We start from the raw sequence: 12,945 nt of genomic DNA on the forward strand, positions 1-12,945 counted from the left end.
CTCCAGACCCCTTTGTGCACCTTCTAGGTGTCGTTCAGTGCTTGCACGGCTTCGGACGCGCCGGCCCTGTTCCGACGCAATTTCCTTCCGTTTGATTCGCAAGTTTGTGAACCGAACCTGTCATCAACCTGTCGCGATGGGCAAGATTCTTTTTGCGATGCAGCAGGCAGTGACAGCTTCGTGACAGGTGGGCGCCCGCAGCCTTCATGGCGTCGGGAGGGGAAACCTCGACAACAAAATCCGGGTCCGCATCCCGTTCCGCGCAGAAGATCGCCACCACCGGCGGCGTCGCGACGGGGCGCGGACCGGCTGCAACAGGGGGCAATCATGGCCACTCACTACGGTCGCGCTGCATTCTTACTCTCGGTGTCGCTGCTCGCCCTGCCCGGCGTGTCGCAGGCGCAGGAATCCGCGCCTCAGGAGGCGGCGGACGGTGTCGGCGGGGACATCCTCGTCACCGCGCTGCGCCGCTCCACCCGCGTCCAGGAAACGCCGGTGGCGATCACCGCGCTGTCCGAGAAATCGCTGCAGAACCTGGGCGCCACGGGCATCGCGGACATCGTCCGGCAGGTGCCGGGCCTCAACCTGATCGCCGGTGAATCCGGCCGCACCCGCATCTCGATCCGCGGCATCCAGACCGCCGGCGAGAGCACCGTCGGCCTGTACTACGGCGAGACGCCGCTGACCGGCCCCTCGGGCACCAGCTCCGACCCCTCGGGCGTCACCCCCAACCTCAACCTCTTCGACGTCGAGCGCGTCGAAGTGCTGCGCGGGCCGCAGGGCACGCTCTACGGCTCGGGCTCGATGGGCGGCACTTTGCGCGTCATCTTCAAGAAACCGAACCTCACGGAATACGAGGGCGCGACCGAATTCGGCGGCGAAACCGTGGAGCACGGCGAGTTCGGTTACTCCCTGAAAGGCGCGGTCAACGTGCCGATCGTCAGCGACGTGCTGGGCGCGCGACTGGTGCTCTACCGCCAGCAGAACCCCGGCTACGTCGACGATCCGACGATCGGCCGCAAGGATCTGAACCGCTCGGTGCTGGAGGGTGCGCGCTTTCAAGTCGGCTTCCAGCCCACCGATACGCTCAACATGAACTTCATGACGATCGTGCAGACGCAGAAATTCGACGGCACGTCGCAGTGGGCGCCCTCTGTCGGCAAGTTCACGTCCGCGCAGAAGGTCGCCTCGCCCGCCTACGACAAGCTGCAGCTCTACGCGCTCGAAACCAAGTGGGACACGCCGATCGGCCAGCTTGCCCTGGCGAATTCGTTCTACCGCTGGGACGTGCGCCAGACCAACGACAACTCGGACAACTACGCCAGCATCGCCGCGTCGAACCGCTACTGCGGACTGTTTCAGAACACCTACTCGGGCTCACTGCTTCAGCAGACGAGCGCAGGTGCCTCGACCAGTTCGAGCAACTGCGCGAGCGGCGCGAACGGTCTCTCCTCGGCGCAGCTTCGCGCCGATTACCAGAGCTGGGCGGCAGCGCAGCAGCCCATCGGCAACTACCAGCCCCGCTTCGTGCGCAACTTCGTGAACGAGCTGCGCCTCAGCTCGACCGGCTCGGGTTCGCTGGGCTACACGCTGGGCCTGTTCCGCGAGGATCGCAACGATCGCGTCGACACGCTTGTCTTCGCGGGCATCCCGGCGACGGGCGAGCCGCAGCAGCCGACCGTCGATCTGGGATCGCGCTACGTCACCGACGAGGTGAAGCAGACCGCGGTCTACGGCGAGGTCAGCTATCGCATCTTCGAGCCGCTCACCATCACCGCAGGCCTGCGCTACTACGACTACAAGAAGACCGTTGGCGGCATGAACCTCGGCTACAACTACTTCAACGGGCAGGTGCCGACGGCCTACCGTGAGGTCACCGCGAACGCCAACGGCCTCATCAAGAAGTTCAACGTCGATCTCAAGATCACGCCGGACATCATGTTCTACGCCACTGCATCGCAGGGCTTCCGCCCCGGCGGCGCGAACCTGACGCCGGGCATCCCGGAATCGGCGCAGACTTATGCGGCGGACTCGCTGTGGAACTACGAGGCGGGCCTGAAGACCCAGTGGTTCGACCGCAAGCTGACGTTCAACGTCGATACCTACCGCATTGACTGGAACAACCTGCAGACGTCGGTCCAGGCGACCTACGGCAACTTCTCGTACATCGGCAACGTCGGCTCGGCCCGGATCGAGGGCGTCGAGGCCGAGGCGAGCGCGACGCCGTTCCCGGGTCTCTACCTCAACGCCGCGTTCCACTACCTGAAGCCGCGCCTGACCGCCGACCAGATCAGCGCCGAAGTGACCGCCGCGGGCCGCAAGGGCGACATCCTGCCGCTGATTCCGCGCACCACCGCCAGCGCGGGCGCCGAATACACCTTCCCGGCGTTCAGCGATTTCTCGGCCCTGCTCCGCGCCGACTGGACCTATACCGGCAAGATGACCTCGCAGATCCGACCGACCAACGCGCTCTACCGCGAGTTCGGCAAGTACAGCATGGTGAACCTGCGCGCGGGTGTGCAGAACGACCGGATCGGGGTGTTCCTCTATGTGCGCAACCTGCTCAACAAGGTCGGCGTGAATACCATCTCCAGCGCGGCGGGCGTGCCTGACTACTGGGCCACCACCGCACCGCGCACGCTGGGCGCGACCCTCTACAGCAACTTCTGATCCAACTCCGAACAGGGGAAATACGATGCGTATCTCATTGCTGGCCCTCACCGCAGGCCTCGTCCTCGGTGCCCCCGGCGCGATGGCTGCCACCACCGTCGAGGACAAGGCCGCGACGACGCTGCTTTCCGGCGCGAAGTTCACCAAGGCGAAGGAATCGCTGAAGGGCGACTATGACCGGATCATCCAGGACATCATCACCCTGACCGAGATCGAGGCCCCGCCGTTCAAGGAAGACGCGCGCGGCGCCGCCTACATGGAAATGCTCCGCGCCGAGGGCCTGACCGACGTGGAGCGCGACGAGGTCGGCAACGTCATGGGCCTGCGCAAGGGCACGGGAGGCGGCCCGCTGATCGTCGTGACCGCGCACCTCGACACCGTGTTTCCGGGCGGCACCAACGTGAAGGTGCGGCGCGAGGGGAACGGGCTCTACGCTCCCGGCATCGGTGACGACACCTCCAGCCTGCCGGTCCTGCTGGCCTTCATCCGCGCGATGAACCGCGCGGGCTATTCGACCAAGGCCGACATCCTGTTCATGGGCAACGTCGGCGAGGAAGGTCCGGGCGACCTGCGCGGATCGCGCTATCTGTTCCAGAAGGGCAAGTACAAGGACCGCATCAAGTACTTCATCTCGTTCGAGCCGGGCGAGGCTGGACGCATCACCAACGCGGGCACCGGATCGCGCCGCTACAAGGTGACGTTCAACGGTCCGGGTGGTCACTCGATGGGTGACTTCGGCATCGTCAGCCCCGCTTTCGCGATGGCCAACGCGATGGTCGAATTCGGCAAGATCAAGGCCCCGGCCGAGCCCAAGACGGTGTACAACGTCGGCATCCTCGAAGGCGGCACCTCGGTGAATTCCATCCCCTTCGCCACCGCGATGACCATCGACATGCGCTCCAACGGCAAGCTGGAACTCGATGCCGAGGAGAAGCAGTTCCTCGCCCTGCTGCAACCGGCAGTGGACAAGGAGAACGCGGCCCGGTCGACCGCCAAGGGCAAGATCTCCTACGATGCCAAGCTGATCGGCGACCGTCCGGTGGGCACGACCCCGCTCGACGCGCGGATCATCAAGGTCGCGACCGCCGTCGCCAAGGGATCGGGCGTGGAGCCGCGCTACGGCGCGGGATCGACCGACAGCAACATCCCGATGAGCATGGGGATCGAGGCGGTAACGCTCGGCTCCGGGTTCGACACCTTCCGCGCCCACTCGCTTGAGGAAGGCATGAAGATGAACCCGCCCGAAGACCTCAAGAACATGGCCGTCGGCCTCGCAACGGTCCTAACCCTCGCAGAAGCACGCTGACCCATCCTGACGGGGCGGGCTTATCCAGCGGCCCGCCCCGGCTTTTTCCTTCCTTCACCCCCCGGCGGCGCCGCGAGCCGCAAGGAGTCCTGTCATGTCCCGTCGCAGTCTTCTGCTTGCCGCCACGTGTCTCTCGCTCCCGCTCGCCGCTCCGGCCCATGCCGAGGATGCCCCGCCGACCAGCGCCGTGATCACGGCGCCGGAAAAGGTCGTCGGCGGACAGGTCGGTGCCGATTACTTCCTTGCCGACTACACGAAGATCTCCGCCTGGCTGACCAAGGTCGCCGGCGAGAGCGACCGCATGAAGCTCGTCAGCATCGGCAAGACCGCCGAGGGGCGCGAGCAGTACATGGCGATTGTCTCCTCGCCCGATAACATCCGCAATCTGGAGAAGTACCGCCAGATCGCCCAGAAGCTGGCGCTGGCGAAGGGCCTCGACGACGAAGCCGCGAAGAAACTCGCCGCCGAGGGGCGCGCGATGGTGTGGATGGACGCCGGGCTTCACGCGAGCGAGATCGTCAACGCGCAGAGCCACGTCCAGATCATCCACGAGATGCTGACGCGCAACGATCCCGAGACGCTGCGCCTGCTCGGCGACGACATCATGCTGTTCGTCTTCGCGAACCCCGACGGCCTCGAACTCGTGGCCGACTGGTACATGGCGAACCCGCGCAAGGTCACCACGGATTCCATCCCGGTGCTCTACCAGAAGTACATCGGCCACGATAACAACCGCGACAGCTTCGCCTCCACCCAGCCCGAGACGACCAACATGAACCGGGCGGGGTATCGCGAGTGGTTCCCGCAGATCCTCTACAACCAGCACCAGACCGGCCCGCTCGGCGCGGTGGTGTTCATCCCGCCGTTTCGCGATCCCTACAACTTCAATAACGAGCCGCTGGTCATCAACCAGACCGACGTGGTCGGCCAGATGATGCACGCGCGCCTTGTCGCGCAGGGCAAGGGCGGTTCGGCGATGCGCTCGGCCGCGCCTTATTCGACGTGGTTCAACGGCGGCATCCGCACGATCGGCTACTTCCACAACCAGATCGGCATCCTCACCGAGATCATCGGCAATCCCACGCCGATGAAGATCCCGCTCGTCCCCGACAACCAGTTGCCGCGACAGGACGAGGTGCTGCCCATCGCTCCGCAGGACTGGCACTTCCAGCAGTCGCTCGACTACGTGAAGGAAATGGACCGCGCGATCCTGGACTACGCATCGCGCTATCGCGAGACGATCCAGTACAACCGCTACGTGATGGGCCGCAACCAGATCGCAAAGGGCAGCCAGGACAGCTGGGTCATCACGCCCAAGCGGCTGGAGGCGGTGAAGGAGGAGGCGAAGAAGCTGCCACCTCCTGGCCCCGATGAAATGGGCGGCGCCTATGGCTGGGGCAACGAGAAGGTCGTTCCCGCGAGCCTCTACAAGACCGTCCTGAATGCGCCGGAAAAGCGCGCTCCGCGCGCCTACATCATTCCGGCGGATGCGCAGGCGGACATGCCGACGACGGTGCGCTTCCTGAACGCGCTCATCAAGACCGGGATTGAAGTTCAGCAGGCCCCCGCCGCATTCAGCTTCGGCGGCAAGAGCTATCCGGCGGGCAGCTACGTGGTGCGCTCCGATCAGGCGTTCCGCCCCCATGTGCTCGACATGTTCGAGCCGCAGGATCATCCGCAGGACTTCACCTACGAAGGCGGGCCGCCGATCAAGCCCTACGACGTGACCGGCTATACGCTGGCGCTGCAGATGAACGTGGCGTTCGACCGCGTACTCGACGCTCCGCCGCCGGCGTTCCCGCTGATTCCGGACGAGATCGCCGCGCCACCGCCCGGCCGTGTGATCGGTTCCGGCGCGGCGGGCTGGGTCGTCGATCATGGCGTGAACAACAGCTACACGCTGACCAACCGGCTGCTGAAGGCCGGGCTGCCGGTGTTCTGGCTCAAGTCCGGTCTGACCCTCGCTGGCAAGCCGCTGGCACCCGGGGCATTGTGGATCCCGGCTTCGGCCAAGGCCAAGGCCATCGTCGGCGCTGCGGTTGGCCCGCTCGGGCTCGACGCTCATGCCGTCGACGCAAAACCGCAGGGCGAAGCCGTCGCGGTGAAGCCGGTCAAGATCGGCCTCGTCGATGTCTACGGCGGCTCGATGGCCTCGGGCTGGACGCGCTGGATCTTCGAGCAGTATGAATTCCCCTACGAACTCGTCTACCCGCAGGCGCTGGACAAGGGCGGTCTCAAGGGGAAGTACGACGTGCTCGTCTTCCAGAGCGACGTGCTGGGCCGGGAGGAAGGCCCCTCGCGCCCGCAGCCTGAGGCTGCGGACATTCCAGCGGCCTATCGCAAGATGCTCGGCAAGATCACGCCCGAGGCCACCTTCCCGCAGGTCGCGGCCTTTGCGAAGGCGGGTGGAACCGTCATTGCGGTCGGCAACTCCACCCGCATGGGCGAGGCGCTGGGCCTGCCTGTGACGAACCTGCTCGCTCCCAAGGGGGCGGATGGCAAGGCCAAGCAGGTATCCTCCAACAGCTTCTACGTCCCCGGATCGATCCTGAGCGCGCAAGTCGACAGCAGCGATCCCCTGGCCTTCGGCGTCGCACCCACGGTCAACATGTTCTACAACAACAACCCGGTCTTCCGCGCCGACGGCCCCAGCGTCCGCAAGGTCAGCTGGTTCGACAAGGACGACCCGCTGGTTTCCGGCTGGGGCTGGGGCCAGAAGCTGCTCAACGGCGGCGCGGGCATCGTCGAAGGCGGGCTTGGCAAGGGCCGCGTGTTCCTGATGGGACCGGAAGTGACCCAGCGCGGCCAGCCCTTCGCGACGTTCAAGTTCCTGCTGAACGGCGTGCTCCTTGCGGGCAGCGACGCGAAGCCGGCCGAAGGGAACTGATCGACCATCCCGCTGTGGCCCGTCGAAAGGCGGGCCGCTCTGGCGGAATTGGGCGAGGATGCTGTGGTCAGCCTGCCCGTGCGCGGCTATGGTGCCGATGTGGTACACAACGTCGCGCGCATCCGGTCATGAGCCTGCAAATCCTTCTGGTCGAGGACGACCTTCATCTCCAGCGCCAGATCGCCGGGCAACTGGCCGGTTTCGGCCATGAAGTGCAGGTCGCGGGGGACGGGACGGAGGCCCTGTCCCTCGTTGGGCGGCATGCTTTCGATGTGGTCATCCTCGACTGGATGCTGCCCTCCGTGGACGGGATCACGGTCCTGCGCGAATTGCGGGCCGAGGGCATGGACATGCCAGTGCTAATGCTCACCGCGCTCGGGCATACCATGGACAAGGTGGAGGGACTGGAGGCCGGGGCGGACGACTATGTCGTCAAGCCGGTCGATCCGCTGGAACTCAACGCCCGCCTTCAGGCGCTGATGCGCGCGCGCAAGGTCAGTGAGCGTCCGGCCAATACTATCGCTGCGGGCGATATCGTCATCAGCCCATCGCGCATGGCGGCATGGCGCGGGGATCAGCCGCTGAACCTGTCGCAGACCGAGTTCAAGTTGCTGCTGGAACTGGTGCGTGATGCGGGGACGGTGCTGACGCGGGCCATGCTGATCGAGCGGGTCTGGGGTCGGGACTTCGTGACGACGACCAACATCGTCGATGCCCATATCCGGCAGTTGCGCGTCAAGTTGTTGCAATATGGGGAAGATCCCATCGGCACGGTGCGCGGGATCGGCTACGTCCTGCAGGTATGAGCATGATCCCCCGGTCGTTGCGCGGACTGACCATCGCCTTCCTGGCGCTGTTCTTCTGCGTCACCACGACGGCCGGGCTGGCGACCTTCATCGCCACGCGATCGACCATAAATGCGCTTGTAGATCAACGCATTGAGTTCGAAAGCCACGAGATCGCGCCGCTCGATACGACCGTGCACAGAACTGAACTGAGCCGACGCATAGACGACCTGACCGGGCGCAGGGACACCGCGGACCTCGGCATACTGCTCACCGATCCGCAGGGGAGGATGATCGCGGGCAACACCCGCTTCACCCGGCAGCTTCCGCTCGGCTTTTCCAGCCTCGACGACGCCGACAGCATCGAGGGCCTGAGCGCGGGCCGCGTGTTCGTGCGCGAGCTTGCCGGGGGCATGCGGCTGGCGGTCTTCGCCGAGACCGAGCCGATCGACAACTACACTTCGGCCCGCCGGCTGATCTACGTCGCCGGGTTCGGGGCCATCGTGCTGGTGGTGCTGACCGGCCTGCTGCTGTTCCGTGGCCTCGTCGGTCGTCGCATCGGCGAGGTGCGGCAGACGGCGGAATCGATCATCGAGGGCGACTTGTGCCAGCGCGTGCCGGTCGCGGGCGACGGGGGCGAGTTCGACCAGCAGGCGGCGGCGTTCAACCGGATGCTGGATCGCATCGAACAGCTCATGGCCGAGATTCGCAACGTCACCAACGACGTCTCGCACGAGATGCGCACGCCGCTCGCCCGCCTGCGCAACGAACTGGCCATGCTGGAGGAGCGCGCCGACGCCGGGCCGCTGCACGCGGAGATCGAGCTTGCGCGCGAGCAGGCCGACGACCTGCTCGGCATGTTCGCCGCGATGCTGCGCATCGCCGAGATCGAGAGCGGATCGCGCCGTGCCGGTTTCGAGGCGCTGGACCTCGCCGCGCTTGCCGAGGATGTCGCCGAAATGGTGCGTCCACTGGCGGACGAACGTGGGCATAACGTCGAGCTCGCGCCCCATGTCTCCGTGCCCATGGTCGGCGATCGGCAACTGCTGACGCAGCTCCTGGCCAATCTTGCCGAGAACGCCGTCATGCACACCCCGGCGGGAACGACGATCCGGCTGTCGGTCGAGCAGCGGGGCAGGACCGTTGCCGCCATCGTGGCGGACGATGGCCCGGGCATCCCGCGCGAGCAGCGGGCGAAGGTCATGCGCCGCTTCGGGCGGCTGGATCGCAGCGGCCGGGGCGCGGATCGCCACCGGGGGCACGGCCTTGGCCTTCCGCTGGCGGACGCGATAGCGCGGCTCCACGGCGGCGGGCTGGCGCTGGAGGATGCGGCGCCGGGGCTTCGCATCGTCGTGACCCTGCCTGCCTGACACAAACGATGGGCCGGAAAACAAATGACCGGTGTGACGCGGGGGCATCACACCGGTCGAGTATGCGATTGCTCGAGTGACCTGGGACCGGCCCCCTCATCGTGAAGGAGGCCGCTCCGCTCGGGCTATCGTTTGTCCCCGGACCCGAAGGTCCGGGAAGCTCGTCAGAACGAGAAGCTCGCATCCACACCGAAGGTGCGCGGCGCGTTGAAGTTGCCGTAGTCGCCCAGGATGTTGGCGATGCTGCCCGTGGTCGCGCTGGTCGTCGGGGCGCCGGGGAGGCTGTTCGACGGGTCGCGACGGAAGACATACTGCTCGTTGAAGATGTTGCGGCCCCACAGGCCGATGGTGATCTTGCGATCGCCCGCAACCGGGATGCCAGCCACCGAAACGCGGCCGTTGAAGATCAGCGAGGCATCGTTCTTCGTGGCGAACTGGTCGAAGGCCTGGGTCGCCTGCGAGTAGTTGCCGTCGAGGTGGAACTTGACCGCCGTGTCGCCGCCGCCGATCGGCAGGGTGTAGTCGATCGAGCCGCTCGCCGCGTTGCGCGGGGTGAACACGATGTAGAAGCGCTGGTCGACCGTGGTGGAGACGCCGTTGGTGCCGGTGTAGGTGATCGGAACCAGCGGGATCTTCGTGTAGGTGTAGGCATACGATGCGTTCAGCACCAGGCCTTCGACCGGTTCGAGCGTGAGGTCGGCCTCGATGCCGCGGATCTTCGTCGTGCCCGGAGCATTGATCGTCACCAGGTTGTTGAAGTTCGATCCGTTGAACGACTGGATCGAGCTGATGTCGACCTGGCTGTCCTTGCGGTCCATGATGTAGCCGGCCAGGTTGAAGCGGGCGCGGTGATCCCAGAAGTCGCTCTTGAGGCCGATTTCGTAGGACTTCACGTCCTCGGGATCGAACGCCTGGTAGTTCGCGGTGCGCGAGCTGGCGCCGCCGGCGCGGTAGCCGGTCGCATACTTGGCGTAGAGGTGCAGGTCGTCGGTGGCGTCATAGGCCAGCGTGACCATCGGGTTGAAGCGATCCCACTTCTTGTCGAGCGGCTTGTAGCCTGCCGCCGCCGCCTTCGCGGTGTCGGTGTCGTAGTTCACGTTGCGCGAGAAGTGCAGGACGCCCTTCTTCTCGTCATGCGTGAAGCGGCCGCCGACGGTCAGGTGGAGCTGTTCGGTGGCGTTGTAGGTCAGCTGGCCATAGGCAGCGTAGCTCTTCGACCAGACTTCCGAAGCGCGGTCGATCGAGCGGCAGCCCACCGTCGAGCCGAAACCGCCCGAGCCGGTGCAGGGATCGAGGATCGTGTAGACAGCCTGACCCTGAGCATTGAGGTAGACGCCGTTCGAGTTCGGCGTGGCGGCGTCGTCGCTGACGTGCTCGTTGAAGTAGAACAGGCCTGCGACGTAGTCGATCTTGCCGATGGTGCCGACCGCCTGGAATTCCTGGCTGAACTGGCGCTGGCGCAGGTCGGCAAGGCTGTAGCGGCTGAACGCGCAGGGCTTCGCCTCGGTGCAGGCCGAGGTCAGGGTGACGACCGGGACGCGGTGCGCACCGCCCGAGTTGTCCCACTGCGTCGCATCGACGCCGCGCCATGCGGTGATCGAGCGGATTTCCAGCTCGGGGGTCGCTTCCCACTTGAAGGTGTTGGTGAAGCCGTGGGTCTTGTCGACGCTGGGCTGCTGCGGCACGCCGATGTCGGCGACCTTCATGCGGGTCTTGCCGTTGACCACGACGCCCGGAAGCAGCGGCTTAACCACGCCGGTCAGGTTGGTGTAGTTGGTGCCCGGCAGGGCGCAGGCGGCGCTGGCGGCCTGGGTTCCGGCGACGCAGCCGTTGGGGTTGTAGTTCAGCAGCTGGCTGTAGAACGGGGTGTTCTCGTCACGCGCGATGTCGAAGGCGAAATCGTTGGTGATGTTGCTGGTCGGCTGCCAGCGGACCGCGACGCGGCCGCCCTTGCGGTGGTACTGGTTGAAGCCGGCCTGGCCTTCGAGCGGGTTCTTGGTGGTCGGATCCTGGTGCTGGATGATGCCGTCCAGCTTGACCGAGAAACCGGCCATTTCGGGCAGGTCGAGGTGGATGCCGCCGGTGTAGGCGCCGTAGTTGCCGTAGCCGCCGTCGATGCGACCGCCGAACTCGCCGCTGGGGGCCTTGCTGACGATGCTGAGGGCGCCGCCCTCGGTGTTGCGGCCGAACAGGGTGCCCTGCGGGCCCTTGAGCACTTCGACGCGCTCGATGTCGAACAGCGCCGCGTTGAGGCCGTGCTGGCGGCCCATGTAGACGCCATCGACGTAAATGCCGACGCCCTGCTCACGCGCGGGCTGGTTGGCGTCGAGCGGCACGATGCCGCGGATGCCGATGGTCAGCGCGCTCTGGCGGGCTTCGAAGGTTGCGACGCGCAGCGACGGCACGGCGCCGTCGGCGAGGTCATAAAGGCTCTGGACATGGCGCTCCTTGAGCGCCTCCTGGTTCACGACCGCGATGGCGATCGGGGTTTCCTGGAGGTTCGTCTCGCGCTTGGTCGCGGTGACGACGATGTCGCCGATGCCCGAATCGGCGGCATCTGCGGTGGTGTCCGCGCTCACCGCTGCGGCCTCGTCGGCCCAGGCAGTCGTCGCAGTCATGCTGGCGAGCATCGAGCCGGCAAGCAACGTTGCGCGGGCCATCTTGTTTATCATGATGAAATTCCACCCTTTTTTGACAGGATATGTCTGTCTCGGGCTGGCTAATATGGCTGCATCACGACAGTTGTATGGAGGTTTGATGACACCTGAGTCGCGTGATCTTCATGTTCACCTCATCTTTGGATGAACCTCCTGAAAATCCGCGGATTTATACGAGGGTTGAGGCACGAAAGAATCTTTCGCACGCTGTCCCGAAACTAGATCATGCCCGCGGAAACCAGCAGATCGGCGACCTGCTGGAAGGCATGGCGCGGCACCGGCTCGCCGGTACGCGCGGTGCGGGCGATCATCTGGGCGAGCGCGTCGTCGCGGACGACGGTGACTCCGGCGGCGCGCGCGCGTTCGATGGTTTCGGCGGCCTCTCCCGGTTCGGCGCGGGAGACGACGACCGGAACCGGCGTCTCGCCGCGCACGTAGCGGATGCCCACGGTCCATAGCCCCGGCGCGCCGATCAGCAGCGTGGCCTTGGCGACGCCGCGCGCGCTCGACTGGCTGTGCGCCTCCTCGCGCTGGCGGCGGCGCTGGCGCAGGATCGTCGGATCGCCCTCCATGTCACGTCGCTCGCGCTTCGATTCGCTGCGGGTCATGCGCATGTCGCGCTGGAACAGCCAGCGCTGGAGGAGCACGTCGATCAGGCCGACGACGATGAACGCCACCAGCGCCGTCGCCATCAGCGGGCGCACCATCGCCCCGAACGCGGCGAGCTGGCACGAGGCCGTGCAGCTCGACAGCATCATCAGATCCTGCAGGTGCGAGCGGAACACGATGACGAAGGCGACGAGCAGCGCGGCGATCTTCACCAGCGACTTGGCGAACTCGATCAGCCCGCGAATCGAATAGATCCGCTTCACGCCCTCGGCCGGATTTACGTGCTTGAAGTTGGGCGTGAGCGGTGTGACCGAGAACACGAAGCCGCGCATCACTGTCAGATTGGTCAACGCGACGGCGGCCAGCGTGATCGCGAGCAGTGGCAGTGCGACGCCCAGCAGCACCTGCCGCATGAGGTCGAGCGCCATCGGCCAGACCTGATCGAAAGGCTCGGTGTAAGTACGCTCGGCCACTGCTCCCAGCAGGGCCTGCACCCGGTCGCCGATGGCGGGGATGGCCCAGCCGAGGTAGATCGAACTCGCAGCCAGCGCCACGCCGGTGACGAGATCCTTGCTCTTGACCACCTGCCCCTTCTGGCGGGCGTCGCGGATCTTCTTGTCGGACGCGGGGAGGCTCTTCTCCTCGCTGCTGTCGCTCATCG

General features: G+C 65.8%; 8 protein-coding genes. 5 read left to right on the top strand and 3 right to left on the bottom strand.

All coding sequences use genetic code 11. The annotated features are described in order from the left end of the window. Nucleotides 1–34: 34 nt before the first annotated feature. Nucleotides 35–280 carry a hypothetical protein gene (locus LO787_RS24340; RefSeq protein WP_232493533.1) on the bottom strand — a complete coding sequence of 82 codons (246 nt, stop codon included), beginning with the start codon at nucleotides 278–280 and terminating at the stop codon, nucleotides 35–37. A gap of 47 nt (nucleotides 281–327) precedes the next feature. On the opposite strand from LO787_RS24340, the gene LO787_RS24345 reads away from it, so the two are divergent. The 5 genes from LO787_RS24345 to LO787_RS24365 all read left to right on the top strand — a co-directional run bounded on the left by LO787_RS24345 (nucleotide 328) and on the right by LO787_RS24365 (nucleotide 9,018). Beyond that, a complete protein-coding gene (locus LO787_RS24345; protein WP_232493534.1) occupies nucleotides 328–2,670 on the top strand; it encodes a TonB-dependent receptor in 2,343 nt (780 codons plus the stop codon). A gap of 25 nt (nucleotides 2,671–2,695) precedes the next feature. Then, nucleotides 2,696–3,976 (top strand): M20/M25/M40 family metallo-hydrolase, encoded by a 1,281-nt coding sequence (locus tag LO787_RS24350; RefSeq protein WP_232493535.1) that lies wholly within the window; start codon nucleotides 2,696–2,698, stop codon nucleotides 3,974–3,976. A gap of 94 nt (nucleotides 3,977–4,070) precedes the next feature. Then, the gene (locus LO787_RS24355; protein ID WP_232493536.1) at nucleotides 4,071–6,863 is read left to right on the top strand and encodes a M14 family metallopeptidase; all 2,793 of its coding nucleotides are present in this window, start codon (nucleotides 4,071–4,073) and stop codon (nucleotides 6,861–6,863) included. 128 nt (nucleotides 6,864–6,991) lie between these two features. Then, nucleotides 6,992–7,669, top strand: a complete 678-nt coding sequence (locus LO787_RS24360) for a response regulator transcription factor (RefSeq protein WP_232493537.1) — start codon at nucleotides 6,992–6,994, stop codon at nucleotides 7,667–7,669. Next, a complete protein-coding gene (locus LO787_RS24365; protein ID WP_232493538.1) occupies nucleotides 7,666–9,018 on the top strand; it encodes a HAMP domain-containing sensor histidine kinase in 1,353 nt (450 codons plus the stop codon). Before LO787_RS24360 ends, LO787_RS24365 begins: the two co-directional genes overlap by 4 nt. Nucleotides 9,019–9,182: 164 nt before the next feature. Here LO787_RS24365 and LO787_RS24370 read toward each other — a convergent pair whose 3' ends face one another. Further along, the gene (locus LO787_RS24370; protein WP_232493539.1) at nucleotides 9,183–11,690 is read right to left on the bottom strand and encodes a TonB-dependent receptor; all 2,508 of its coding nucleotides are present in this window, start codon (nucleotides 11,688–11,690) and stop codon (nucleotides 9,183–9,185) included. 203 nt (nucleotides 11,691–11,893) lie between these two features. After that, a complete protein-coding gene (locus LO787_RS24375) occupies nucleotides 11,894–12,943 on the bottom strand; it encodes an EscU/YscU/HrcU family type III secretion system export apparatus switch protein (protein ID WP_232493540.1) in 1,050 nt (349 codons plus the stop codon). Nucleotides 12,944–12,945: the final 2 nt, after the last annotated feature.

The sequence above is a fragment of the Novosphingobium kaempferiae genome (assembly GCF_021227995.1).
Lineage (GTDB): Bacteria > Pseudomonadota > Alphaproteobacteria > Sphingomonadales > Sphingomonadaceae > Novosphingobium > Novosphingobium kaempferiae.

Bases quoted from the DNA above. Each gene is read 5' to 3' on its own strand.
- LO787_RS24365 (WP_232493538.1), top strand. From the start codon at position 7,666: ATGAGCATGATCCCCCGGTCGTTGCGCGGACTGACCATCGCCTTCCTG.
- LO787_RS24345 (WP_232493534.1), top strand. From the start codon at position 328: ATGGCCACTCACTACGGTCGCGCTGCATTCTTACTCTCGGTGTCGCTG.
- LO787_RS24350 (WP_232493535.1), top strand. From the start codon at position 2,696: ATGCGTATCTCATTGCTGGCCCTCACCGCAGGCCTCGTCCTCGGTGCC.
- LO787_RS24355 (WP_232493536.1), top strand. From the start codon at position 4,071: ATGTCCCGTCGCAGTCTTCTGCTTGCCGCCACGTGTCTCTCGCTCCCG.
- LO787_RS24370 (WP_232493539.1), bottom strand. From the start codon at position 11,690: ATGATAAACAAGATGGCCCGCGCAACGTTGCTTGCCGGCTCGATGCTC.
- LO787_RS24375 (WP_232493540.1), bottom strand. From the start codon at position 12,943: ATGAGCGACAGCAGCGAGGAGAAGAGCCTCCCCGCGTCCGACAAGAAG.
- LO787_RS24360 (WP_232493537.1), top strand. From the start codon at position 6,992: ATGAGCCTGCAAATCCTTCTGGTCGAGGACGACCTTCATCTCCAGCGC.